The organism is Bradyrhizobium sp. 2TAF24 (assembly GCF_052115025.1).
GTDB lineage: Bacteria > Pseudomonadota > Alphaproteobacteria > Rhizobiales > Xanthobacteraceae > Bradyrhizobium_A.
This window is the reverse complement of sequence record NZ_JBFRFW010000005.1, coordinates 222325-247534: the sequence shown is the minus strand read 5'-3', so window position 1 is coordinate 247534 and position 25210 is coordinate 222325. Positions and strand designations below refer to the sequence as shown.

The following is a 25210-nucleotide window of genomic DNA, read 5'->3' as shown; positions in this document are numbered from 1 at the left end:
CGCGATTCCATCAAAAGCGAACGCGCTCTAGTGCGCCGGCACTGCGGCGATGCGCCGCTTCAGGAGCAGAATGGTCGCCGCGCCGATGACCGCCAGGACGATCATCGGAATCAATCCCAGCGCGAAGCTGCCGGTCTGGTCTTTGATGAAGCCGAGCAGGAACGGCGCGACAAAGCCGGACACGTTGGCGAGCGAATTGATCATCGCGATCGCCGCGGCCTTCTCCGACGGTGACGTCCACTCCGACACCAGCGCCCAGAACGGCCCCTTCACGCCATATCCGCCGAGCAGGGCGAAGCACAGCGCGACAACGACCGGGCTCAGCTGGTTGAGGTAGATGCACGACGCCAGCGCGAGCGCAGAGACGACCAGCGGCGTCACCGTATGCCACACCCGCTCGCGGCGGTTGTCGGAGCGGCGCGCCCAAACGAACATGCCGACCGCGGCGAAGGCAAACGGAATGGCATTGACGAGGCCGGTCTGGAAGTTGGTGAGGCCGAACGACTTCACCATCTGCGGCTGCCAGAAGGCGAGGCCATACCCCGTGGCGAGGCTGCCGGCCGAGGCGAGGCCCAGCGCCAGCACCCGCGGATTGGCCAGCGTGCGCCAGACGTTGCCATGGGAGGCGTCGCCATGGCTCAGCGCTTCGCTGGCCAGCGTCTGCTGCAGCCAGCGCTTCTCCTCATCGGTCAGCCACGCCGCGGCCTCCGGCTTGCTGGGCAGGAAGGCGAGAACGACGAAACCGAGGATCGCGGCAGGCAGTCCTTCGACGATGAACAGCCACTGCCAGCCGTGCAGGCCGAGATGGCCATCCATGCCGAGCAGCGCCCCCGACAGCGGCGAGCCGACGAAGCCGGCGAGCGGGATCGACACCGAGAAAGCGGCGATGACCTTGGCGCGATACGCCGCCGGGCACCAGTACGTCAGATAGAGCAGCGCGCCCGGAAAGAAGCCGGCTTCGGCGACACCCAGCAGGAAGCGCATGGCGACCAGCGACGCCGGCCCCACGACGAAGGCGGTCGCCGCGGCGATGAGCCCCCAGGTGATCATGATGCGGGCGATCCACAGCCGCGCGCCGACGCGCTCCATGATGAGATTGCTCGGGATCTCGAAGATGATGTAGGCGATGAAGAACACGCCGGCCGCCCAGCCGTACACGGTGCCGGACAGGCCGAGGCTCTTGTTCATGTCGAGCGCGGCGAAGCCGATGTTGATGCGGTCGAGATAGGCCAGAAAGTACGACAGGGTGAGGATTGGAACGATGCGCCAGATGACCTTGCGCATGGTCGCTTTTTCGACCGAAACGCCCGCGCGGTCCTGGTGACCGTTGTCCAGGACGGACGCCTGATGCGTCTTGAGCGGCTCGGCGATGTTGTGATTGGTCATGATGTGGTTTCCGTCCCGGGGCTTTTGGTCAGTGCTTGTTTTTATTGATCAAGATCCGTGCCGCACATTCAGCGGTCGTCGGAATGGATGGACGAGGGATGCCGGCACAACGGCGTCACGCTTACACGCATGAAGGGGAAGAGCGGCAAGGTCGACAGGATGCCATGCAGCGCCTCGTTGCTCTCCACGTCGAAAATGCTGACATTGGCGTAGCGGCCGGCGACGCGCCAGAGATGGCGCCATTGGCCGCTGCGCTGCAGCTCCTGCGCCCGCAGCCGCTCGGTTTCCTTCAACTGCGCGATCATGTCGGGATCGAGCCCATGCGGGATCTCGACATTCATTTCGACCTGGAACAGCATGGCTCAGGCTCCAACGGTGGCCCGGACGGGATGGCTGCGCGATGCGCGCCCATCGCGGCTGAAGAAGGCGACGCGGTCCATGTCGAGATCGACGCCGATGCCGGGCTTTGACGGCACCTGCAGCGCGAAGTCGCCGTAACGCAACGGCGTCGCCAAAATCTCCTCGGTCAGCAGCAGCGGCCCGAACAATTCAGTGCCCCAGGCGAGCTGCGGCAGCGCCGAGAACACCTGGGCCGAGGCCGCGGTGCCGACGCCGCCTTCCAGCATCGTGCCGCCGTACAGGCCGATCCCCGCGGCTTCCGCGACCGCCGCCATCTTCGCGGCGTCGAACAGGCCGCCTGCCTGGGCGATCTTCAGGGCGAACACGTCGGCAGTGCCCTCAGCCGCGATATCGAAGGCGTCCGTCAGGCCATGCAAGGCCTCATCGGCCATGATGGCAACGGTGAAGCGGCCGGCGAGGCGCGCCTGGGCGCCGCGATGGTCGCGGGACAGCGGCTGCTCGACGAGGTCCACGCCGGCAGCCTCAAGGGCGGGAATGGCGCGCCGCGCGACGGCCTCGCTCCAGGCCTGGTTGACGTCGACGCGCACGCTGGCGCGGTCTCCGACCGCCCGGGCGATGGCAGCGACATGGGCGACATCGGCGTCCCAGGGGCGCAGGCCGATCTTGAGCTTGAAGATGTTGTGGCGCCGGCTGGCCAGCATCTGCTCGGCCTCTTCAATGTCGCGCGCCGTGTCGCCGCTGGCCAGCGTCCAGGCCACCGGCAGCGTGTCGTGACGGCGGCCGCCGAGCAGTTCCGACACCGGCAGTCCCAGGCGCTTGCCAAGGGCATCGAGCAGCGCCGTCTCCACCGCGCATTTGGCGAAGCGGTTGCCCTTCACCCGCTGCTTCACGCTGGCCATGACCGCCGCGACGCGGGAGGCGTCCTGGCCGACAATGGCCGGCGCGATGTAGCTGTCGATGGTCAGCTTGATGCCTTCAGGGCTCTCCTCGCCATAGCTGAGGCCGCCGATGGTCGTGCCCTCGCCAATTCCGACCGTTCCGTCGGAGCACCGGATCAGCACCAGGACCAGGGTCTGGCTGTTCATCGTGTGCATCGACAGGCGATGCGGGCGGATGGTGGGCACATCGACCAAAAAGGTCTCGACCTGGTCGATGCGGGCTGCCACGCTGGTGCTCATGAAGGCGTTTCTCCTGCTAGCTATGGTGGTCCCACGCCATGACCAGCAGGTCAAAGACCGTGTCGGTCCCCTTCCATACCTAAAAGGTATCAATTGGAACTGCGTCACCTGCGTTATTTCACCGCCATTGCCGGCGAACGGAGCTTCACCCGGGCGGCCGAGAAGCTGCGCATCGCCCAGCCGCCCCTGAGCCGGCAGATGCGCGACCTGGAGGAGGAACTCGGCGTTGCGCTGTTCGAGCGCGGCAGCCGGCCGCTGCGCCTCACCCCCGCGGGGCGCTTCTTCCATGAACATGCCCTGCAGATCCTGGAACGGGCCGACGAGCTGCGCATCACGACCCGCCGCTTCGGTGAAACGGGACGACGCCAGCTCGTCATCGGCTTTGTCGGCTCGGCACTCTACGGCGGCTTGCCCGACGTGGTGCGCGGCTTCCGCGCGGCCCATGCCCAGCTCGAGGTCGCGCTCGTCGAAATGAACACGGTGGAGCAGATCGCCGCGCTCAAGGAGGGACGCATCGATGTCGGGTTCGGCCGTCTGCGCTTCGACGATCCGGCGATCCGGCGCGAGGTGATCGTCGAGGAAAGCCTGCTGGTGGCGCTGTCGCCGGACCATGCGCTGCGCGAGCGCGATGCGCTGCACTTCGGCGATATCGCCACTGAGCCGCTGGTGCTGTATCCGAGGTCGCCGCGGCCGAGCTACGCCGACCAGATCCTGTCGTTCTTCCGCGATCGCAGCGTGGAGGCGCAAGTCATCCAGGAGGTGCGCGAACTGCAGACCGCTCTCGGCCTGGTCGCGGCCGGCGTGGGCATTACTCTCGTGCCCCACTCGGTCCATCATCTGCGCCGGGATGACGTGGTCTATCGTCCGCTCGCGGAAGATGCGATCACCTCGCCGCTGATCATGAGCTTTCGCACCAGCGACAGCTCACCGGAGGTGCGCGAGATCCTCGACCTCATCCGCGCCGTCTACGATGCGGCCCGCGGTGTCGAGACTGCCGGTGTTCAGGCCAAACCTCGGCGGCGCAGCTGATCGCCGCTGCCATGAACCTGCCCCGCCGCGGCAACGCAGGCGCACGCGCGCTCAGGGCGCGCGGAAGTGCTTCGACAGCTTCAGGCCCTGGCCCTGATAGTTCGAGCTGATGCGCTGGCCGTACAACGCGCCGGGCCGCGACAGCATCTTCTCGTACACCAGCCGGCCGACCACCTGGCCGTGCTCGAGGATGAACGGCACCTCGCGCGAGCGCACCTCCAGCACCGCGCGCGAGCCCTGCCCGCCGGCGCCGGCATGGCCGAAGCCGGGGTCGAAGAAGCCGGCATAGTGGACGCGGAATTCGCCGACCAGCGGATCGAACGGCACCATCTCGGCGGCGAAATCCGGCGGCACCTGCACCGCCTCTTTCGACGCCAGAATATAGAACTCGCCGGGATCGAGGATCAGGCTGCCGTCATTGCGCGCCCGGATCGGCTCCCAGAAATCGTCGACCGCATAACCGCCGCGGCGATCGATATCGACCACGCCGGTGTGGCGCTTGGCGCGGTAGCCGACAAAACCGTTCGAGCCCTCGCCCGACAGGTCGATGCTGAGCGCAAGCCCATTGGAGAGATCGGCGTCTTCCTGATCGACCAGTTGCTCGCGCGCGTGCAGCGCCTGCAGCGCCGCGGCATCGAGTTGCGCATCGCCGGTGCGGAAACGGATCTGCGACAGGCGCGAGCCTTCGCGCACCAGCACGGGGAACGTTTTCGGGCTGATCTCGGCGTAGAGCGGGCCGTGGTAGCCGGCATCGATGGTATCGAAGCGGCGGGTGCCGTCGGCGATCACACGGGTGAAGACATCGAGCCGTCCGGTCGAACTCTTCGGGTTGGCCGTCGCGGAAATCGACGCCGGCAGCGCCAGGCTCTCCAGCAGCGGCACGATATAGACGCAGTTGGTCTCCAGCACCGCATCATCGGTCAGGTCGATCTCGTGCAGCTTCAGCCCGTCGATACGTTCTGCAACGGTTGAGCGCGGCCCCGGCAGGAAGCTGGCACGAACGCGGAAGGCGGTGCTGCCGAGCCGCAGGTCGAGGCTCGCCGGCTGGATCTGGCTCTCGACGAACGGATATTCGGGCAGGATGACGCCATCATCCGCCATCGCCGCGATCATGCGATCCGGCAGAATTCCCCTGGCATCGGGCGGCAGCGAATAGGTCACGGTCGACGTCCCCTGGAGCACCTTCCGGCGAGGCAGGCCATTTGCGCCCCTCGCGCGGTAAACTAACCGGATATCAGTCCCGGGCCGACAAGTCAGGGTCTTTTATCGGGTAGAGGAACGGTGACTTGACGGAAAGGCCCCCCGGGATTATGACGCGGATCTATCCCGTGGTCATTTGAGCCGGCCGGCTTGCAGCCACGTTAAATAAATCGCTAAACAGGCCGGGGACACCAGTGATCCCGGCCGAACTCGATGTTCAGGCCGGTTTTTTATGGCCGATTGCGATCGGTCAGTCTGGAGTCACGATGTCCGAAGCCCCCAAGGGTCCTGCGAAGAGCCCCTCCCCGACCGCCAAATACCGCCCCGAGACCCGCCTGGTGCACGGCGGCACGCTGCGCTCGCAATATGGCGAGACCTCCGAAGCGCTGTTCCTGACCCAGGGCTTCATCTACGACACCGCCGAGCAGTGCGAAGCGCGCTTCACCGGCGACGACCCCGGCTTCCTGTATTCCCGCTTCTCGAACCCGACGGTCGCGATGTTCGAGCAGCGCATGGCCGAGCTCGAGGGCGCCGAGGCCGCCCGCGCCACCGCCACCGGCATGGCGGCGGTGACCACCGCGATCCTCGCCCCGCTGCGCGCCGGCGACCATGTGGTCGCCGCCAAGGCGCTGTTCGGCTCCTGCCGCTATGTGGTGGAGGACCTGCTGCCGCGCTACGGCATCCAGTCGACGCTGGTCGACGGCATGGACCTCGACCAGTGGCAGAAGGCGATGCGCCCCAACACCCGCACCTGCTTCCTGGAAAGCCCGACCAACCCGACCCTCGACGTCGTCGACATCGCCGCGGTCGCTGAGATCGCGCACAATGGCGGCGCGCGCCTCGTGGTCGACAACGTGTTCGCGACCCCGATCTGGCAGAGCCCGCTGCAGCTCGGCGCCGACGTCGTGGTGTATTCGGCGACCAAGCACATCGACGGCCAGGGCCGCTGCCTCGGCGGCGTGATCCTGTCGTCGGAGCAGTTCATCCAGGACAACATCCATACGTTCCTGCGCCAGACCGGCCCGGCGATGTCGCCGTTCAATGCCTGGGTGCTGCTGAAGGGCCTGGAGACGCTCGCCATCCGCGTTCGTCAACAGACCGACAGCGCCGCGGCGATCGCCGACGTGCTCGCTGAGCATCCCAAGATCTCGCGCCTGATCTATCCCGGGCGCAACGACCACCCGCAGGCCGCGGTGGTGAGGAAGCAGATGCGCGGCGGATCGACGCTGATCGGCTTCGAGGTCAAGGGCGGCAAGCCGGCGGCGTTCCGCACGCTCAACGCGCTCAAGCTCGCGCGCATCAGCAACAACCTCGGCGACGCCAAGAGCATCGTCACCCATCCGGCGACCACGACCCACCAGCGCCTGACGCCGGAGGCCCGTGCCGAGCTCGGCATCTCCGAAGGCTTCATCCGCTTCTCCGCCGGCCTCGAGCACCGCGACGACCTCATCGAGGACCTGCTCGCGGCACTGGAGCAGGCGTGACGCACGCCTGAACGCGTCGCTAGGCGCGCTGCGTCATGCGCGGGGCTTGCCCCGCGCAACCAGCTTGCGGCGCTTCGATCACGGCGAGGTCTTCAAGATGGACACCGGGTCACGGCGCCAATGCGCCGGCCCGGTGATGACGCAGAAAAGATGGAAGCGCATCGTATGACGCACAGCCGATGGCGCCATCAAGTTCAGCCCCTCGCCCACCGGGCACGGCCTTCGCCCTACATCGGACGGAAGGTCAGCACGTTGGACGGCACCTCGGCGCCGGCCTGGACCTGATCCACCGAGCGGATGATCGAGTCGCCGAGCAGCTGCGCGAAGCAGGCGTAGCCCCAGTCGTTCATGTGCAGGCCGTCCTTGATGACGAAGTCGTCGAACGGCAGCTTCTGGTCGTTGTGCCATTCCTTCATCACCGCGAAGCGCGGGAACAGGCCGACCTTCATCGCCCGCGCAGCGCGGCCGATGATCCCTACCATCTTGGTGGCATCGGCCTCCTTCGCGGTGGTCGCCGGCACGTATTGCGGATCGACCAGCACAATGTCGGCGCCAATCGCCTGCAACTGATGAATGCCGTCCTCGAGCAGGCCCCGCGTGGCGTCGATGTCGCCGCCCTTCACCACGGTGTTGGTGCCGAGCTGCCAGATCACGAGGTCCGGCTTCTGCTCGATCACGCTGCTCTTCAGCCGGGCCATCATCTCCGGCGTATCCTCGCCGCCGATGCCCTGGTTCATCACCGTGATATCGGCCTTCGGGTAACGCCGCCGCAGCTGCTCGGCGAGACGGTTGGGATACTGGAAGGCCGGGGAGCTCGCGCCATAGCTCGCGGTCGACGACGAGCCGAACGCGATGATGGTGACATGCTCGCCGGACGCGATCTTGCGCGCCACATGCGGCAGCGTGGCCTCGAGCTTCACATCCTTGGGCGTTGCGCACGGCACGCGGCTGAAGACGTCGCCGGCGCTCCTGGCCACCGACCTCACCGCATCGATCGCCTTGCCGGTCACGCCCCTGGGGGCCGCAGGCGGCGTCTCCGGCCGCGCGGCCGCGACCTCGTTGCCGGCGGACGCATCCGATGCCCGCGCGCCGCCTGGCGCGCCCGCGAGCAGCATCGCGCCGATGGCGGCGCAACAGGCGCTCCGGACTGTCCAGGACAACGTCATCAGTGCTGAACCTTATCGGCGGGGGCCGCGGGGCCGATATGGGCCGTTTCGATCACAAACGTGGCGAGCGCCTGGCCGAGGCAGTCATGCACCCGCTTGGCGAGCCCGAAGCCATGGTGAGGGTTGAACAGGTCGAACAAGCCGTTCTCGTTCCAGTAACGCATCAGGGCGAACCGGTCGAACAGCGGCACATTGTGCTCCTGGGCGCCGACCCGCATGTTGTCGAGATACGGCGCCACGGTGATCATCGTTTCCATCCGGGGACTGTACTGCAAATTCATCAGCAAGACATCGGTTCCCGCGTTCTGGAGCCCGGTGACGCCCTCGTCTATTGCAGCGCGGAAATCGTCCGGATCGATGGAACGGACCGCATCCACGGTTCCTGTCTGCCAGATCACCAGGGTCGGCTTGCGCTCTTTCGCCAGTTTCTCGAGCCCTTCGGCGACTTCCGCCGCCGTCCGCTTGACCTGCAGTTCGGTGGCGACGCTGACCGCGACCCCCGGCAGACGCTCGCGCAGCGTCGCCTCGAGCCGCGCCGGATAGGAGGTTCCCATCCCGTCCGGCCCGGACAGCATCGAGGACCGGCTGCCGACCACCAGAACATCGAGCCGGCGCGGACCCGTCACCGCGTCCGCCACGCGGTCGAGCTTGCTTTCGCTCGACTGGAGGTATTCAGGAACCTCACACGCCGCAATCCCCTTGGCCTTGTCCTGGTCCGGCTGCGCCGCGCCAGGCTCTGCGGCCTTGGTGTCGGGCACCTTCGTCTCAGGCGCGGGCGCCACGGCGGCAGGCGCCTGAGGCTCCTCCGCCCGGGCCATCGAAACACAGACCGCCTCGCCGGCCATCAGCCCGGCCAGCAGCACGGTGGACATGATCCTGGAGCTGATCCTCACAACTCCCCTCCTGCCAGGTCGGCGTTTTCATCCGCGATCTTCGCGCGTGACCCGCTCTTGTCGGCGACATGCTTGTACCACGAAAAAACCCAGGCCGCGGCCGACATCACCACGATGCCGGCAACGCTGACGGCGAAATGCATCCAGGCGCCGCCGGCAACCTCCGCCAGCACGAAATGCCCGGCGAAGGCCAGGAAGACGCCGAGACAGAAAATCTCGAGCGAGTGCTGGCCGCACAGCACCAGCGGGCGCAGCCACCTCGACTTCAATCCGGGCCAGTCCTTGTGCAGGAAGCGCACCGTGATCGCGGCGAGGGCGAGAAAGTGTGCGAACCGCAGCACGTCCAGATCGGTCTTGTTGATCGGGTACATCCACTGTTCGAGCAGCCGCGGCATGAAGCGGCTGAGCTGCGGCATGTACCAGGTCAGCGTCACGCAGAACGCAAAGATAAGATATGCGAGCGAAATTCCAAGGGTGATGCGTGACGACAGGATGCGCGCCATGCGCTTGGCACCGCCGAGCGCGCACCAGGCGCCGAAAACGAAAAGCAGCTGCCAGGCGAACGGATTGAAGAACCAGACGCCGTTGGGGTAGGCCGGCAAGGCAAGATCATACTCCCAGGTCACGGCATAGAGCAGCACCGACAGCCCCAGCGCCACATCGGCCTTGCGCTGCATCAGCCACAGGATCGGTGGCAGGAAGACCATCAGAACGATGTAGAGCGGCAGCACGTCCATGTTGACGGGCCGGAACTTGAGCAGCAGCGCCTGCAGAATGGTGACGTCGGGCTGCTTGAGGAAGTCGAGAATGCCCATTTCCTCCGCGTAGAGCGGGTTCTCGAAACTGGTCGCCACATAAGAGATCTCGGCGAGGTAGATCGTGAACAGGAAGACATGCGCGACATAGATCTGCCACACCCGCTTGAAGATGCGGGCGCTGGCGACCACGAACCCGCGGTCCTGCATGGCGCGGCCGTAGACGAAGGCTGCGGTATAGCCGGAGATGAAGATGAAGATCTCGGTGGCGTCGCTGAAGCCGTAGTTGCGGATGGTGAACCAGGTCAGGATGTTCGGCGGCAGGTGATCGATGAAGATCAGCCACAGCGCGATGCCGCGAAACAGATCGAGGCGCAGCTCCCGCTCGCCGCCGGCATGCGCCGGGATTTGTTTGGCCGCCTTCGACGGCCGTGCAGCCGCGAGCGCGGCCGGATGGCCCTCCGTCGCGCCGCCGCCCGCGTCACAGGCCGGCTCCCGCAGCGCGGCCAGGGGCGTATCCTGCGGGACGTCCTTGGCGGGACCGGCAGTGTGGGCAGTAGCAGTCATTCGTATCCGCATCGAGCCGGCGGGTGGCCGCGCGCCCCGGATCCTTCCGAAGCAGCGAGCACCATCCCCGCGGAGTGTAAAAGGTCAGATCAGGCCGCGCAAACGATCCGACCCGGCATGAAAATGCTAGGCTGACAGTGCGGCAAAAAAGGAGCACGCTGGCCTCAGCGCGCCGGTGTCGCGCTCGAGATCGGACCTGTTGTACGAACCTGCTATTCAGACCCGCTATTCGGACCTGCCATCATGTACCGCGCCGTCACCCGCCAGATCGTCGTCACCGTGCAGCCGAACTTCATGCCGGAGCGGTCGTCGGTTGAGAAGAACCAGTATTTCTGGTCCTACACGATCGTCATCGTCAACGCGGGCCCCGAGACGGTCCAGCTCAAGACACGGCACTGGGTCATCACCGACGGCACCGGCCGCCAGCAGGAGGTTCGCGGCGAAGGCGTGGTCGGCGAGCAGCCGGTGCTGGGGCCGGGCGAACGGTTCGAGTACACCAGCGGCGTGCCACTGCCGACCCCGTCCGGCTTCATGACCGGACGCTACCAGATGGTCAGCGACAGCGGCGACCGCTTCGAGATCGACATCCCGCTGTTCTCGCTCGACAGCCCCAACCTCAAGCGCACCATCAACTGATGCTAGACGCCGGCCTCCGCCGGCGTGAAATCGTACACCGAGCTGCAGAATTCGCAGGTCACCACAACCTTGCCGTCCTGCACCATCTCCGCGCGGTCCTTCTGGTCGAAGCGCTGGAGCATCGCCGCGACGGCGTCGCGCGAGCACGAGCACTGCGCGTTGACTTCCTGAACCGGAAACACCCGGACGCCGCGCTCGTGGAACAGACGGTAGGCAAGGCGCTCGGCGGAAAGGTCGGGATCGATCAGCTCGACATCCTCGATGGTGCCGACCAGGGATTGCCCCTCGAGCCAGGCGTCATCCGGCTGCACCGCGTGGGGCTCGATCCCCTCCGGCGCATCGCCCGGATGCAGGTCGGCCTGGCGGATCCGTTCCGGGGCCTTGGGCAGAAACTGGATCAGCATGCCGCCACCCCGCCAGCGATGCCGTGGGCCGTCGCCATCACCACGCAGCTCCTCGCCGACCGCAAGCTTGACACGGGTCGGGATCTGCTCCGAGCGCAGGAAATACTCATGCGCGGCATCTTCCAGCGTGCCGCCATCGAGCGCGACCAGCCCCTGGTAGCGCTTCATGTCCCCGCCCTGATCGATGGTCAGCGCCATGTGGCCGCGGCCGAGCAGCGTGCCGGCGTCGCTCCCTTCGCCAAGGCGGTCCTTGTCGAAACGGGCATAGGCGCGCAGCCGGTTCGGCAGCACGAAATCGACGATGATCATCGACACCGGCCCGTCGGTCTGGGTCTGCAGCAGGAACCTGCCGTCGAATTTCAGGGACGAGCCGAGCAGCGTGGTCAGCACGATGGCCTCGCCTAGCAGCTTGCCGACCGGGGCCGGATAGGCGTGCTTGGTGATGATCTCGTCGAGCGCCGGCCCGAGCTTGGAGAGGCGGCCGCGCAGGTCGAGCGCCGCCACTTCGAAGGGGAGCACCGCATCATCGACCGGAGTCGCTGACGGCGCACGAACGTTGCCTTGGTCTGCCATGTCCCGTTGAGCCAACTCTTTGTTGTGCTGGAAACCCGTGTTGTGCTGAAACCCGTTGCCGTCGAGCGGCGGCCGGCCATCCTGTCCGGGCGGCGCACAGCGCGGCCGCCGGGCCACCCCTGACCGGACAGGGCCCATATAGGGATGCCGGGCGGTTACGCCAACCGTCGCGGGAACCCGAGATCCGCGCCGGGCCTCACGCGACCGCGTCGAAGCACCAGGCCAGGATGCCCTTCTGCGCATGCAGGCGGTTTTCCGCCTCGTCGAACACTACCGACTGCGGGCCGTCGATCACCTCGTCGGTGACCTCGTCGCCGCGATGGGCCGGCAGGCAGTGCATGAACAGCGCATCGGGCTTGGCCAGCGACATCAGCTTGGCGTTGACCTGATAGGGCCGCAGCAGGTTGTGGCGATGCTCGCCGTCCTTGTCGCCCATCGACACCCAGGTGTCGGTGACGATGCAGTCGGCGCCCCTGACCATGTCCTCGGGATTGCTGCTCAGCACGATCGGCGCGCTGGTCGCCTTGATCCAGTCGCGGAACCCCTTTTTCGGCGACAGCTCCGGCGGGGTGGCGATGTGCAGGTTGAACTTGAAGCGCTCGGCGGCATGCGCCCACGACATCAGCACGTTGTTGTCGTCGCCGGTCCAGGCCACGGTGCGGCCGGTGATCGGCCCACGATGCTCCTCGAAGGTCATCACGTCGGCCATCACCTGGCAGGGATGCGAGCGCCGCGTCAGGCCGTTGATCACCGGCACGGTGGCGTGGGCCGCGAGCTCCAGCAGCGCGTCGTGGCTGAGGATGCGGATCATGATGGCGTCGACGAAGCGCGACAGCACGCGCGCGGTATCGGCGATGGTCTCGCCGCGGCCGAGCTGCATCTCCTGGCCGGTGAGCATGATCGGCTCGCCGCCGAGCTGGCGCATGCCGACGTCGAACGACACGCGCGTGCGCGTCGACGGTTTCTCGAAGATCATCGCCAGGGTCTTGCCCTTGAGCGGCTGGTCCCAGGCCTGGTTGCTGGCCTTGGCGGCCTTCAGACGGGCCTTGATCGCCACGCTGGCGTCGAGCATCGCCCGCAGCTCCGTTGTCGGGAGCTCGGTGAGATCGAGGAAATGACGGGGCCGCTTGCTCATCACACGGCCTTCCGCTGCGAGGCGTCGAGAGACGCGCAGGCGCGCTCGAGGCGGGCCACGCCCTCGCCGATCTCGGCTTCGGTGGCGATCAGCGGCGGCAGAAAGCGCACGACGTTGTCGCCGGCGCCGACCGTGAGCAGCTTTTCGCCGCGCAGCGCCGCGACGAGCTCGCCGCTCGGGATCACCGCCTTGACGCCGACCAGAAGGCCCTCGCCGCGCACATCGCTGAGGATCGCGGGATAACGATCGACCACCGACGCCAGCTTCTGCTTGAGCAGCAGCGACATCCGTTTGACATGATCGAAGAAGCCGGGTGCCTGCATCACGTCGAGCACCGCGCCGGCGGCCGCGATCGCCAGCGGATTGCCGCCGAAGGTCGAGCCGTGCGTGCCCGGCGTCATGCCGGAGGCCGCATCGGCGGTGGCGAGGCAGGCGCCGATCGGAAAGCCGCCGCCGAGCGCCTTCGCGAGTGCCATCACGTCCGGCGTGACGCCGGTCCACTGATAGGCGAACAATTCGCCGGTGCGCCCCATGCCGGTCTGCACTTCGTCGAACGCCAGCAGCAGGCCATGCTCGTCACACAGCTGCCGCAACGCCTTGAAGAAGGACTGCGGCGCGCTGCGCACGCCGCCCTCGCCCTGCACCGGCTCGATCAGAATGCCCGCGGTGTGTGGACCGATCGCCTTGCGCACCGCCTCGACATCACCATGGGGGACCTGGTCGAAACCTTCGACGCGCGGGCCAAAGCCTTCGAGATATTTCTCCTGGCCGCCGGCGGCGAGCGTCGCCAGCGTGCGGCCATGGAAAGCACCTTCGAAGGTGATGATGCGGTAGCGCTCCGGGTGGCCTTTCGCCGCATGGTGCTTGCGCACCACCTTGATGACGGCTTCCATCGCTTCGGCGCCGGAATTGCAGAAGAACGCCACGTCGGCGAAGCTCGCGGCGCACAGCCGCGCCGCCACCTTCTCGCCATCCGGGCTCCTGAACAGGTTCGACATGTGCCACAGCTTGGTCGCCTGCTCCTGCAAGGCAGCGACGAGATGCGGATGCGCATGTCCCAGCGCGTTGACAGCCACGCCGCTGGTGAAATCGAGATAGCGCTCACCATCGGCGCCATGCAGCCACACACCCTCGCCGCGATCGAAGGCGAGATCAGCCCGCGCAAAGACCGGCATGAGATGGGACGACGCGTTGGTGCTCATGATGACCCGACAGAATGTTCGGCGGGAAATATCGACAGATCACGGTGCGAAACCCGTGAGACCGGACGATGCCCTGCCTGATGTGCTGGTTCCAGAAACAAAACGTGCCGCCTCGCGGGCAGCACGCGGCAACATTCTATTGGCGCCCCCCCGGCTGTCAACTCGGCAATGATTCCTAAAAGCCGCGGAAAAAGCGGTTTTTCGCGTTTCCAACGTAGAACATGTGGACGCGTCCTGCCCGACTCTTGCGCGTGAGTCACGGCATATTGTAGCCTTTTGACGGTCGGATACGACATCTCGTGCGGTAGATCTGATCCTTTTCGGTCCCTTGTGGCGGCGTACACGCTCGGTTGCGACCCATGCATCCGGCGAGGGCTAAAGGATTCTGCCAGCAGGGATTTTTTGAGACACAGCCGTCGCCAGCAGGCTCGTCCGTGGTGGCGCGACACGAAGGGATAGACTGCGATGACGGTAATGGGTTGGACCGACGATCGCGTGGAGCAGTTGAAGAAACTCTGGGAAGCCGGCCTGTCTGCCAGCCAGATCGCGGCGGAACTCGGCAACATCACCCGCAACGCCGTCATCGGAAAGGTCCACCGGCTCGGCCTGTCGGGCCGCGCCAAGAGCCCGTCCTCGGCGGCCCCGCGCCAGCGCAAGGCGCGTCCCGCCCAGCACATGATGCGGATTTCGCGGCCGATGTCCCGCGGCAACACCGCGCTCGCCCACGCCTTCGAGGTCGAGCCCGATCCGGTCACCTATGACAACGTTGTGCCGATGAGCCAGCGGCTGTCGCTGCTGGAGCTGACCGAAGCCACCTGCCACTGGCCGGTCGGCGATCCCGGCAGCAACGACTTCTTCTTCTGCGGCGGCAAGGCCCTGACCGGCCTGCCCTACTGCGCGCATCACTCGCGCGTGGCCTATCAACCGGCCAGCGATCGCCGTCGCGATCGCCGCCCGACCGGCAAATAAGCGACATGCGCTGAAAATCCGGCGCGGCCGCCGCGCCGGCCTTCCCGGCAAGCCAGCGACAAGCAAAACGGCGCCGCATCAGGGATGCGGCGCCGTTTGTCGTTGTGGAGAGAAACGTCGGCCTCTCGGCTACTCCGCCTTGGCGAAGCGGTCGTCGAGCGCGTAGCCAGCGCCGCGCACGGTGCGGATCGGATCCTGATCCCTGCCGAAGTTGAGGAGCTTGCGCAGGCGGCCGATATGGACGTCGACGGTGCGCTCGTCGATGTAGATGTCACGACCCCAGACGCCATCGAGCAGCTGCTCGCGGCTGAACACACGGCCGGGATGCTCGAGGAAGAACTCGAGCAGGCGGTATTCGGTCGGGCCGAGGTCGATCGGCTGGCCCGAGCGCGCGACACGGCGCTTGTCGCGGTCGAGCTCGATGTCGCCATAGGTCAGCACGGTGGCGAGCCGTTCCGGGCTCGCCCGGCGCAGCAGGCCCTTCACCCGCGCCAGCAGCTCGGGCACCGAGAACGGCTTGACGATGTAGTCGTCGGCGCCGGTGGCAAGACCACGCACCCGCTCGCTCTCCTCGCCGCGGGCGGTGAGCATGATGATCGGCAGCTGCTTGGTCTCGGGGCGGGTCCGCAGGCGGCGGCACAGCTCGATGCCGGACAGGCCGGGCAGCATCCAGTCCAGGACGATCAGGTCCGGAATGCGCTCCTTGAGCCGTGTGTCGGCCTCGTCGCCGCGCGCCACGGTTTCCACGTCATAGCCCTCAGCGTCGAGATTGTAGCGCAGCAGCGTCGTGAGCGCTTCTTCATCTTCAACAACCAGAATGCGTGCACCCATATCGGTTCCTTAGCGTCTCGATCAGTTGCCGGGGGTTGCGGTGGCGAACGCAGTCATGTCGCCCTTGGGGCGCGGATCCTGCATCTGCTGCCCTTCGACCATGTAGAACACGGTCTCCGCAATGTTGGTGGCATGGTCGCCCATGCGTTCGATGTTCTTGGCGCAGAACATCAGGTGGATGCAGAAGCTGATGTTGCGGGGATCTTCCATCATGTAGGTGAGCAGCTCGCGGAACAGCGAGGTGCAGATCGCGTCGACCTCCTCGTCGCCCTTCCACACCGCCATCGCCGCCGGCAGGTCGTGCGCCGCATAGGCATCGAGCACCGACTTGATCTGCGACTGCACCAGGCTCGCCATGTGCTCGAGGCCGCGGATCAGCTTGAGCGGATGGAAGTCGCTGTCGAGCGCGCTGACGCGCTTGCCGATATTCTTGGCGAGGTCGCCGATGCGCTCGAGGTCGGTGGCGACCCGCATCGCGCCGACGATTTCGCGCAGGTCCACCGCCATCGGCTGGCGCCGCGCGATGGTGAGCACGGCGCGCTCCTCGATGGTGCGCTGCAGCTTGTCGAGCTCGTTGTCGGCGTTGACCACGCGCTGCCCCAGCGCGATGTCACGGCGGATCAGCGCGTCGACGGATTCCACGATCTGCCGCTCGGCGAGACCGCCCATCTCCGCAACCATGCGGGTGAGCTCCTGCAGGTCCTGGTCGAAGGCTTTGGCTGTATGTTCGAAGGCCATCATATTCTCCCGCGCACGAGGCGCCTCAGCCGAACCGGCCGGTGATGTAATCCTGGGTCCGGCGATCCGACGGCGTGGTGAAGATCTTGGTCGTCGGCCCGAACTCGATCAACTCGCCGAGATACATGAAGGCCGTGAAGTCGGAGACGCGGGCGGCCTGCTGCATGTTATGGGTCACGATCACGATCGTGTAATCGTCCTTCAGCTCGTCGATCAGCTCCTCGATCTTGGCGGTCGAGATCGGGTCCAGCGCCGAGCACGGCTCGTCGAACAGGATGACCTCCGGCCGCACCGCGACCGTGCGCGCGATGCACAGGCGCTGCTGCTGGCCGCCCGACAGGCTGAGGCCGTTGGCGTTGAGCTTGTTCTTGACCTCGTCCCACAGCGCGGCGCGCCGCAGCGACTGCTCGACCCGGTTGTCCAGCTCGCTCTTGGACAGTTTTTCGTAGAGCCGGATGCCGAACGCGATGTTCTCGTAGATCGACATGGGGAACGGGGTCGGCTTCTGGAAGACCATGCCGATCCGCGCCCGCAGCAGATTGATGTCGAGGCCCGGCTCCAGGATGTTGGCGCCGTCGAAATTGACCTGGCCGCCCGCCCGCTGGTTCGGGTAGAGGTCGTACATGCGGTTGAGGATGCGCAGCAGGGTCGACTTGCCGCAGCCCGACGGACCGATGAACGCCGTCACCTTGTTCTCGTAGAGAGACATGGTGATGTTCTTGAGCGCGCGTGCCTCGCCATAGAAGAAATCGAGGTCGCGGATCGCGATCTTGTCCTTGAGCGATGACGTATCGAACGGCATGGACGTGGCTGACGGGGTCACGGTTGCCAGGGTCATTGAGTTTTCCTCGATCCGGCAAGCGCACGGGCGGTGATGCTGAGCGCAAGCACTGAAAGCGTGATGATGAGCGCACCGGTCCAAGCCAGCTTCTGCCAGTCCGCGTAGGGGCTGAGCGCGAACTGGAAGATGACGACCGGAAGGCTGGGCGTCGGTGCATTGAGGTTGATGACGGAAATCCCGGGGAACAGCGGCAGCGACACCGTGCTGAGGAACTGGTGGTTGAGCGCGGTGAACAGCAATGGCGCGGTCTCGCCGCTGACGCGGGCGACCGCGAGCAGGATGCCGGTGACGATCCCCGAGCGGGCCGCACGGTAGGCGATGCGCTGGATCATCAGCGACCGCGGCAGGCCGATCGACGCCGCCGCCTCGCGCATGGTGTTGGGCACCAGCAGCAGCATGTCCTCGGTGGTGCGCACCACCACCGGGATGACGATGACCGCGAGCGCGATGGCGCCGGCGATGCCGGAGAAGTGCCCCATCGGGCGCACCATGACCTCATAGATGAACAGGCCGACCACGATCGACGGCGCACTCAGCAGGATGTCGTTGATGAAGCGCACGATGCTGGTCAGCTTGTCGTGGCGGCCGTACTCGGCCATGTAGGTGCCAGCGAGAATGCCGATCGGCGTACCGATCACCACCGCGAGCACGGTCACGATCAAGCTGCCGATGATGGCGTTGAGCAGGCCGCCGTCGGAGCCGGGAGGCGGCGTCATTTCGGTGAAGACGTTCAGCGACAGGCCGCTGAACCCCTTCCAGAACAGGGCGCCGAGAATCAGCGCCAGCCATACGAGACCGATACCGGTCGCACCGATCGAGGCCACGACCGCGATCGTGTTGCGGCGGCGGCGGGTATTGTAGAGCGAGGCATCCATCAGCCGATCCTCCGCTCGATGCGCAGCAGCAGGTAGCGCGCAATCGCCAGCACGATGAAAGTGATCACGAACAGGATGAGGCCGAGCGCGATCAGCGACGAGGTGTAGAGATCGCCCACCGCCTCGGTGAACTCGTTGGCGATGGTCGCCGAGATGGTGGTGCCCGGCGCCAGCAGCGAAGTCGCGATCTTGTGGGCGTTGCCGATCACGAAGGTCACCGCCATGGTCTCGCCGAGCGCGCGGCCGAGCCCGAGCATGACGCCGCCGATGACGCCGACACGGGTGTAGGGCAGCACGACATAGCGCATCACCTCCCAGGTGCTGCAGCCGAGGCCGTAGGCGGCTTCCTTCAGCACCGGCGGCACCGCCTCGAACACGTCGCGCGAAATCGACGTGATGAACGGCAGCACCATGATCGCGAGGATCAGGCTCGCAGTGAGCACGCCGATGCCGTAGGGCGGGCCGGCGAACAGCGACGACAGGCCGGGAACATTGGCGAAAGTGGAGATCAGTCCCGGCTGGACGTGCTGCTGCAGAAACGGCGCCAGCACGAACAGGCCCCAGATGCCGTAGATGATGCTGGGGATGCCGGCGAGCAGCTCGATGGCGATACCGATCGGCCGCCGCAGCCATTTCGGACACAGCTCGGTGAGGAACATGGCGATCAGCAGGCCGAACGGCACCGCGATCAGCATCGCCACGAACGACGTGACGAGGGTGCCGTAGATCGGGGCCAGCGCGCCGAACTTCTCGGTGACCGGATTCCAGCTCTCGGACACGACGAAGCTGAGACCGAACTCGCGCAGCGCCGGCGCAGCGCCAACGATCAGCGCGATGATGACGCCGCCCAGCAGGGCCAGCACGAACACCGCGGCGCTGCGTGTCAGATTCCGGAACAGGTCGTCGCTGAACCGCAGCCGGTCGAGCGCCTGTGCGCGCTCCTTCACGTCCTGCTTCGCGCTCGCGCTCTGACCATCTAACGCCATATCCACCACGGCTCGCCTCCTGGCGAATGTCATGGCAGCCCTCCTGGCAACATCGATCGCGGGAGGGATGCCGGCTCCCCGCCGCTCACGGCAGGAACGAGAATTTCATCACAACGAGGGGAGAAAGAGAAACGGTGGGGAAGCGAGAGCTTCCCCACCGCTGCAACCTCAGTTCGAGGCGGTGAACAGTGCCTTGCCGGAACCGTCCTTGATGTCGGCGGCCCAGACCTTCTGGATCGCCTTGACGACATTGGCCGGCATCGGCACGTAGTCGAGCTCCTGAGCCGCGGCGCCGCCCTTGGCATAGGCCCAGGCGAAGAACTTCAGCGCTTCGGTCGCAGCAGCGGCGTCCTGCGGCTGCTTGTGGATCAGGATGAAGGTCGCGCTCGAGATCGGCCACGACGCGTCGCCCTTCTCGTTGGTCAGGATCACGCCGAAGCCCGGGGTGCCTTCCCAGTTGGCGTTCGCCGCGGACGCGGTGAAGGCCTCAACGGTCGGAGCGACGGTCTTGCCGGCGGCGTTGATCAGCTTGGTGAAGGTCAGCTTGTTCTGCTTGGCGTAGGCATACTCGACGTAGCCGATCGCACCCTTGGTCTGCGCGACGTTGTTGGCGACGCCTTCGTTGCCCTTGGCGCCGAGGCCGGTCGGCCACTCGACGGCGGTGTTGGCGCCGACCTTGCCCTTCCAGTCCGCGCTCACCTTGGAGAGATAGTCGGTGAACACGAAGGTGGTGCCCGATCCGTCCGAACGGTGCACGACGACGATCGCCTGCGACGGCAGCTTGGCCGACGGGTTCAGCTTCTTGATCGCCGCGTCGTCCCAGGTCTTCACTTCGCCCTGGAAGATCTTGGCGAGGGTCGCACCGTCGAGCACCAGCTCACCGGCGGCGACGCCGTCGAGGTTCACGACCGGAACCACACCGCCCATGACGGTCGGGAACTGGACGAGGCCGTGCTTCTCGAGCTCTTCGCCCTTGAGCGGCATGTCGGTGGCGCCGAAGGTGACGGTCTTGGCCTGGATCTGCTTGATGCCGCCGCCCGAGCCGATGGACTGATAGTTCAAGCCGTTGCCGGTCTCCTTCTTATAGGAGTCCGCCCACTTCGCGTAGATCGGATACGGGAAGGTCGCGCCCGCGCCGGAAATGTCCACGGCAAGGGCCGGCAGCGTCGAGACGGCAACAACGCCGGCAGCGACGATCGCTTTGATGAAATTCACGGGATCTCTCCATCGTTTGAGCGGGGCATCGATCGACTGGATCAGGCCCACGGCGGCTTCTTAGGAGCCGGCGTTGGAGGTTTTATGAGAGTTTAATGACACTCATGTGACACGCACAAAGCTTTGAAAAGTCGGGCGTTTACGTATTCTGAGTGGTTTTTGTCTGGGGAAAACAGGCGGTGAAGGTGGCACCCTTCTTGAGCACGCTTTCGATCAGCAGCCGGCCGCGATGACGGTTAAGAATGTGTTTCACCAGCGATAATCCAAGGCCGGTGCCACCCTGGTTGCGGCTATCGCCGACATCGACCCGGTAGAAGCGCTCGGTGAGGCGCGGCAGGTGCTCCGGGGCGATGCCCGGACCGAAATCGCGCACCATCACCCGCACCTCGGGGGTACCGTCCGTGGAGTTCGCCATGACCAGCGACACGATGACACGGCCGCCGGACGCGCCGTATTTCAGGGCGTTCTCGATCAGGTTCTCGAACAGCCGCAGCAGTTCCTCGCGATCGCCGGCGATCGTGACCGGCAGCGTCGGCAGGTCGATCTCGATCGCCACCTGGCGCTCCTTGGCCAGCGATTCCAGCCCGTCGACGACCTGACGGATGATGGTGACGATGTCCACGGAGGTGTCGGGACGGACATGGGCACTGAGCTCGACCCGCGACAGCGACAAGAGGTCGTCGATCAGGCGCGCCATGCGGGTCGCCTGCGCATGCATGATGGCGAGGAAGCGCTCCCGCGCCTTCGCATCCTCACGCGCCGGGCCCTGCAGCGTATCGATGAAGCCGGACAACGCGGCGAGCGGCGTGCGCAGCTCGTGGCTGGCATTGGCGACGAAGTCGGCCCGCATTTCCTCGACCCGGCGCAGCGGCGTCTGGTCGTGGAAGGTCATCAGCATGCAATAGTCCGAGCCGCCGAACGCGGTCGGCACGGCGATCGGCGTAACGATCAGCTCCATCCAGCGGTCGACCGGGACATGGTCGAGATAGGTGGTGCGCTTCGGCTCGGCGGAGGCAATCGCCTGGCGCAGCGCCGTGATGATCTCCGGCGAGCGCAGCGCGAACTGCGCCAGCTCGCCCTTGCGCAGCGCCGGCGCGAGCTGGCCCGCGGCGGTGTTGAAATGCAGCACCCGTCCGGCGCGGTCGAGCAGCACGGCGGGGTCCGGCATGCCCTCGACCACCGCCCGCACCACCGGGGTCTCGACCGGAGCCGTGCCGATGCCCTCGCCGCGCGCCTGCTCGGCATCATGGAGCTGCCAGGGGATCAGAGCGCCAGCGACCAGGCAGACGAACACCGCGAGTGCGCGCGGGAACGAGACATCGCCGAACACCACCAGCGCACCGAGCGCCAGCGCGCCGGCGACAAGGATGATCGCGGCGCGGCGCAGCCGCTCCGACCATTGCGCCATCAAGGGAGAGGGGGTGGCCCGGGATGCTGGCAGGCCTGCGTCGCGAAGACCCATGTCACGGTTCCGGCCCGTGTGGTCAGATGCCGCCATCACCCTGGTCCCGCAAGATCGTCGGCCTCTGCTTGGTTGTTTCATCCAGCGCCGCGAGGGCTTCCTGCACCCGCTTGTTGCGCGCGCCCACGATGACCTCGCGAAGCGTCAGGAGCGTGACAGCCAGCACGAAGGGAACCAGATAGTAGAGGACACGGAACAGCAGCATGCCGGCCAGCAGCTCCTCCTTGTCGAACTGCCACAGGCCGATCAGCATGGCGGCGTCGAACACGCCGAGGCCGCCCGGAGAGTGCGAGGCGAAGCCGAGCAGCGTGGCCGAGACGAAGATGACCGCGACCACGACAAAGCCGACATGGGGCTCGTCCGGCAGCAGGATGAACATCGCCAGCGCGCAGAACCCGAGATCAATGATGCCGATGGCGATCTGCAGCAGCGTCAGCGGCCCCCCGGGCAGCGTCACGGTCCAGGTGCCGCGGCCGACCCGGCGCGGCTTGAGCCAGACCCAGACCACATAGCCCACCAGCACCAGCAGGATGACGACCGCGATGATGCGGTTGACCACCGGCGGCAGCTGGTCCACGGACGCGGCCGCCTCGGGGTGATAGAGCACGCCGATGCCGAGCACCGCCGCATTGCCGAGCCAGAACGTCAGCCCGGCCACGAAGCAGAGCTTGGCGACATCGATCGCGCTCAGCCCCCAGGCAGAGTAGATGCGGTAGCGCACCGCACCGCCGGTGAAGACGCTGGCGCCGACATTGTGCCCGATCGAATAGCTGGAGAAGCCGGCGAGCGCCGCGATGCGGTAAGGCACCTCGCCATGGCCGATGGTGCGCAGCGCGAACAGATCATAGAAGGTCAGCGTGAAGTAGGCGGCGGCCACACACAGCGCCGCGAGCGCAATGGCGCGGCGGTCGGTATCCCGCAACGCCTCCATCAGATCGTCGAAGTCGAGATCCTGCAGCGAATGGTAGAGAATGTAGCATGCGGTGGCGATGATCGTGATGCTGATCACAATGCCGATTTTTTGCAGGATTTGCCGCTCGCGCAGAACGGCGATCGTTCTGCGTATTGATCCCAGCATCTAGACCTCGAATGCCATCCTCCGCGACGCCGCGGACCGGATCGCTGCCCGTGTTCCACCGCACCGAAATTCCCCCGGCCCCGATGTCGTAGCAGAAGCGCCGTTCCATCGCGAGGCCGCACGACGCCGGTCCCGGATGTTTTGCGGCATGTCGCACCGGTCGCCCTGCCGCGCGCTCGCACGCGGCGCCTTCGGGCCGGAAACCACCGCCAGCCAACGGCCCCGCCAAAGGTCACGAAGGGCCTCGGAGCTGTTCGGAAGCGGGCGCGGTGCGGTCATCCGTTCCTTTCGACGGTCAGGGACGGCTCATGGCGTCATTTCGCCGCGGCATGGCGCGCGACCACCCGGTCGCGCAGCCAGGAGCCGACGGCACACCCCACCAGATAGAGTGCGAACATGACAAGACCAAGATCGAACCAGTAGCCGGGACGGCCGGGGATGGCCCGCGCCAGCACGACGCCGACGAACACGAACACGATCACGGCAATGCGCCGCATCATGTCCCGGGACAATGGCTGGCCACGGTGAACCACCGCGATCCAGCCCATGCCAAGCCCAAGCAGCAGGGCGCCGACCAGCCACCCCCAGTGAAACACGGCGAGATAGGCCATGGGCTACTCCTTCACCACGAATTCGATGCGGCGGTTCTCAGCCTTGCCTTCATCGGTGTCGTTGGGGGCGATCGGCTGGGTGCTGCCGTGGCCGACCGCCGTCAGGCGCTCGCTCGGCAATCCGGTCTTCACCAGGTAATCCGCCACCGCCTGCGCCCGTTTCTCGGACAGCGCCTGGTTGGTCGCGTCATCGCCGGCGGAATCGGTGTGCCCAGCGATCTCGATGTTGGCAGCCGGGCAGCGCAGCGCCGCCTCGACCAGGCGGTCGAGCAGGCTCGCCGAATCCGGATCGATGGTGGCGCGACCGGTCTCGAAGCGGATCTTGCCCTTCTTGAAGAGGTCGGCAAACAGCTGTTGGCAGACGGAGGGGTCGACCATGCTGGCCGCCGGCCGCACCGTCACCTCGGTGGCGGCTTTCCAGTCCTTCGGCAGCTCGGTGGCAAGGCCGGCGCGAATCTGGTCCGCGGCGATGCCGTAGAGCGCATCCCCGGACAGCTTGACCTCGCGATCGGCGATCACCAGCGATCCGGTGGACAGCCGCGACAAGGCGCCGAGCGCGAGGGTCGCGGCATTGGCAAAGCCCGACGGCGCGCCGACGCTGGCCTTGAGGTTGTCGACGACCTTGGCGTCGAAGAACTTGCGCGCCGCGGCCGCCACCAGGGCGGCATGGACGGCGTTGTCGGGGACGTAGCCGGTGAAGGTGACGATGCCCGCCACCGGATCCTTGTTGACCTGGAAGATGTAGGGCGGTGCCTTGACCGCGTTCTCCGTCACCGTGAAGCCTTCCGGCAGGTTCTTCAAGGCAGCGGCGATCGCCTCGCGGCCGCCGAGCTCCCGGGCCATGCCGCTCAGGGCGATGCTGGTGTCGGACAGCATGACCTTGCCGTCCTTCAGCTTGCCAATCTGGTCGAGCAGCAGCTGGGCCGCCGCATCGAAGCGCTGCGGTGCACCACGCGACAGCACCATATGGTCGGCGACCTCGCCGCCGCCGGCGGCGGCACGCGCCGCCTCGGCGAGCCGCGCCTTGACCGCCGGTAGCGGCGCGCTGCCGCCGAGCGTCACCCGCACCACATCCCGCTCGGCCGACCAGACGAAGGGCTTGGCTTCCGGCACCAGGCGGGTCTCGTCGATGACAAGACGCACGCCCGGCGCGCTCTCAACCTGCGCGAGCGCGCTGCGCCGGCCCTGCTCGGAGAACGCCTCGGCCGAGAAGGTCAGATCGCGGCCGGCCGCCGTGATCCGCGTCTTGTCCAGGATGGTGTCCTTGAGCGCGGCCCCCGCCTCCGCCGTCAGATCCTTCTCCAGCGGAACGGTCGTGTTCCAGGCAGCGACGACCCAGAGGATGACCAGCGGGACGAGCCCTGGCCACCACTTGTTACTCCACCTGAAGAACCCGCGCATTCCGCTACCTTCGCCGATGTCGCCGCAGTGAAAACAAACACTTGCGGGAGTGTCAATTTAGAAATGATGAGGGAGCACGCCACCACCAGGCGGACACGGGCCCGCGGCCGCGGTGGTGGCTAGGGGGAAGGGCTTGCATCTTGCCGGACGGCGGACCGTATCCGGTTTGCCGTGGCCCGCGCCAGTCCCCGGCGGTCTCCTAACGTGCGCCGCATAACCGTTTTCTTAAACGATT

Annotated in this window: 24 protein-coding genes and 1 riboswitch; of the genes, 4 read left to right on the top strand and 20 right to left on the bottom strand. The window is 66.3% G+C overall.

Annotated elements, in window-relative coordinates; genetic code table 11:
- Positions 1-27: 27 nt before the first annotated feature.
- From AB4Z37_RS10655 to AB4Z37_RS10645, 3 genes are all read right to left on the bottom strand, one after another.
- Positions 28-1386 carry an MFS transporter gene (locus AB4Z37_RS10655; RefSeq protein ID WP_441516694.1) on the bottom strand — a complete coding sequence of 453 codons (1359 nt, stop codon included), beginning with the start codon at positions 1384-1386 and terminating at the stop codon, positions 28-30.
- Positions 1387-1454: 68 nt separating this feature from the next.
- On the bottom strand, positions 1455-1745 hold the full coding sequence (catC, locus tag AB4Z37_RS10650) for a muconolactone Delta-isomerase (RefSeq protein WP_441516693.1): 291 nt from the start codon (positions 1743-1745) through the stop codon (positions 1455-1457).
- A gap of 3 nt (positions 1746-1748) precedes the next feature.
- A complete protein-coding gene (locus AB4Z37_RS10645; RefSeq protein WP_441516692.1) occupies positions 1749-2924 on the bottom strand; it encodes a muconate/chloromuconate family cycloisomerase in 1176 nt (391 codons plus the stop codon).
- Positions 2925-3017: 93 nt separating this feature from the next.
- Between AB4Z37_RS10645 and AB4Z37_RS10640 the strand changes: the two genes are divergently transcribed.
- A complete protein-coding gene (locus AB4Z37_RS10640) occupies positions 3018-3953 on the top strand; it encodes a LysR family transcriptional regulator (RefSeq protein ID WP_441516691.1) in 936 nt (311 codons plus the stop codon).
- Positions 3954-4004: 51 nt separating this feature from the next.
- Here the strand turns inward: AB4Z37_RS10640 and AB4Z37_RS10635 are convergent, their stop codons facing one another.
- Positions 4005-5114 carry a 2'-deoxycytidine 5'-triphosphate deaminase gene (locus tag AB4Z37_RS10635; RefSeq protein ID WP_441516690.1) on the bottom strand — a complete coding sequence of 370 codons (1110 nt, stop codon included), beginning with the start codon at positions 5112-5114 and terminating at the stop codon, positions 4005-4007.
- Positions 5115-5271: 157 nt separating this feature from the next.
- A riboswitch (SAM riboswitch) is annotated at positions 5272-5351 on the top strand.
- Between the two features lie 68 nt (positions 5352-5419).
- On the opposite strand from AB4Z37_RS10635, the gene AB4Z37_RS10630 reads away from it, so the two are divergent.
- Complete coding sequence (locus AB4Z37_RS10630; protein WP_441516689.1) at positions 5420-6637, top strand: O-succinylhomoserine sulfhydrylase; 1218 nt, start codon at positions 5420-5422, stop codon at positions 6635-6637.
- 227 nt (positions 6638-6864) lie between these two features.
- On the opposite strand, the gene AB4Z37_RS10625 is transcribed toward AB4Z37_RS10630, so the two are convergent.
- From AB4Z37_RS10625 to AB4Z37_RS10615, 3 genes are read right to left on the bottom strand one after another with little or no spacing between them, the layout of a single operon-like run.
- Positions 6865-7803, bottom strand: a complete 939-nt coding sequence (locus tag AB4Z37_RS10625) for an SGNH/GDSL hydrolase family protein (RefSeq protein ID WP_441516688.1) — start codon at positions 7801-7803, stop codon at positions 6865-6867.
- Positions 7803-8675, bottom strand: a complete 873-nt coding sequence (locus AB4Z37_RS10620) for an SGNH/GDSL hydrolase family protein (protein ID WP_441516687.1) — start codon at positions 8673-8675, stop codon at positions 7803-7805. Before AB4Z37_RS10620 ends, AB4Z37_RS10625 begins: the two co-directional genes overlap by 1 nt.
- Before the next feature lie 17 nt (positions 8676-8692).
- Entirely contained in the window at positions 8693-10018 is a 1326-nt protein-coding gene (locus AB4Z37_RS10615) for an OpgC family protein (RefSeq protein WP_441516686.1), read from the bottom strand.
- A gap of 243 nt (positions 10019-10261) precedes the next feature.
- Between AB4Z37_RS10615 and apaG the strand changes: the two genes are divergently transcribed.
- Entirely contained in the window at positions 10262-10654 is a 393-nt protein-coding gene (gene apaG / locus AB4Z37_RS10610) for a Co2+/Mg2+ efflux protein ApaG (RefSeq protein WP_441516685.1), read from the top strand.
- Between the two features lie 2 nt (positions 10655-10656).
- Here apaG and AB4Z37_RS10605 read toward each other — a convergent pair whose 3' ends face one another.
- From AB4Z37_RS10605 to AB4Z37_RS10595, 3 genes are all read right to left on the bottom strand, one after another.
- Positions 10657-11631, bottom strand: a complete 975-nt coding sequence (locus AB4Z37_RS10605) for an Hsp33 family molecular chaperone (protein ID WP_441516684.1) — start codon at positions 11629-11631, stop codon at positions 10657-10659.
- A gap of 196 nt (positions 11632-11827) precedes the next feature.
- Complete coding sequence (gene argF / locus AB4Z37_RS10600; RefSeq protein ID WP_441516683.1) at positions 11828-12766, bottom strand: ornithine carbamoyltransferase; 939 nt, start codon at positions 12764-12766, stop codon at positions 11828-11830.
- Complete coding sequence (locus AB4Z37_RS10595; protein WP_441516682.1) at positions 12766-13968, bottom strand: aspartate aminotransferase family protein; 1203 nt, start codon at positions 13966-13968, stop codon at positions 12766-12768. The genes argF and AB4Z37_RS10595 overlap by 1 nt, the downstream gene beginning before the upstream one ends.
- Before the next feature lie 465 nt (positions 13969-14433).
- On the opposite strand from AB4Z37_RS10595, the gene AB4Z37_RS10590 reads away from it, so the two are divergent.
- Positions 14434-14937 (top strand): GcrA family cell cycle regulator, encoded by a 504-nt coding sequence (locus AB4Z37_RS10590; protein ID WP_441516681.1) that lies wholly within the window; start codon positions 14434-14436, stop codon positions 14935-14937.
- A 129-nt stretch (positions 14938-15066) separates the two neighbouring features.
- Here the strand turns inward: AB4Z37_RS10590 and phoB are convergent, their stop codons facing one another.
- From phoB to AB4Z37_RS10540, 10 genes are all read right to left on the bottom strand, one after another.
- The gene (gene phoB, locus AB4Z37_RS10585) at positions 15067-15768 is read right to left on the bottom strand and encodes a phosphate regulon transcriptional regulator PhoB (protein ID WP_441516680.1); all 702 of its coding nucleotides are present in this window, start codon (positions 15766-15768) and stop codon (positions 15067-15069) included.
- 21 nt (positions 15769-15789) lie between these two features.
- Positions 15790-16506: a phosphate signaling complex protein PhoU gene (gene phoU / locus AB4Z37_RS10580; RefSeq protein ID WP_441516679.1), complete on the bottom strand. Its 717-nt coding sequence runs from the start codon at positions 16504-16506 to the stop codon at positions 15790-15792.
- Positions 16507-16531: 25 nt separating this feature from the next.
- Positions 16532-17308: a phosphate ABC transporter ATP-binding protein PstB gene (gene pstB, locus AB4Z37_RS10575; protein WP_441516771.1), complete on the bottom strand. Its 777-nt coding sequence runs from the start codon at positions 17306-17308 to the stop codon at positions 16532-16534.
- A gap of 32 nt (positions 17309-17340) precedes the next feature.
- Positions 17341-18222 carry a phosphate ABC transporter permease PstA gene (gene pstA / locus AB4Z37_RS10570; RefSeq protein WP_441516678.1) on the bottom strand — a complete coding sequence of 294 codons (882 nt, stop codon included), beginning with the start codon at positions 18220-18222 and terminating at the stop codon, positions 17341-17343.
- Positions 18222-19217, bottom strand: coding sequence for a phosphate ABC transporter permease subunit PstC (gene pstC, locus AB4Z37_RS10565; protein WP_441516770.1), 996 nt, complete (start codon positions 19215-19217; stop codon positions 18222-18224). The genes pstA and pstC overlap by 1 nt, the downstream gene beginning before the upstream one ends.
- A gap of 159 nt (positions 19218-19376) precedes the next feature.
- On the bottom strand, positions 19377-20423 hold the full coding sequence (pstS, locus tag AB4Z37_RS10560) for a phosphate ABC transporter substrate-binding protein PstS (protein ID WP_441516677.1): 1047 nt from the start codon (positions 20421-20423) through the stop codon (positions 19377-19379).
- 139 nt (positions 20424-20562) lie between these two features.
- Positions 20563-21831 (bottom strand): ATP-binding protein, encoded by a 1269-nt coding sequence (locus AB4Z37_RS10555; RefSeq protein WP_441516769.1) that lies wholly within the window; start codon positions 21829-21831, stop codon positions 20563-20565.
- Between the two features lie 76 nt (positions 21832-21907).
- On the bottom strand, positions 21908-22963 hold the full coding sequence (locus AB4Z37_RS10550) for a lysylphosphatidylglycerol synthase domain-containing protein (protein ID WP_441516676.1): 1056 nt from the start codon (positions 22961-22963) through the stop codon (positions 21908-21910).
- 314 nt (positions 22964-23277) lie between these two features.
- Positions 23278-23574, bottom strand: a complete 297-nt coding sequence (locus AB4Z37_RS10545) for a hypothetical protein (RefSeq protein ID WP_441516675.1) — start codon at positions 23572-23574, stop codon at positions 23278-23280.
- A 3-nt stretch (positions 23575-23577) separates the two neighbouring features.
- Complete coding sequence (locus AB4Z37_RS10540; RefSeq protein ID WP_441516674.1) at positions 23578-24975, bottom strand: OmpA family protein; 1398 nt, start codon at positions 24973-24975, stop codon at positions 23578-23580.
- Between the last annotated feature and the right edge of the window lie 235 nt (positions 24976-25210).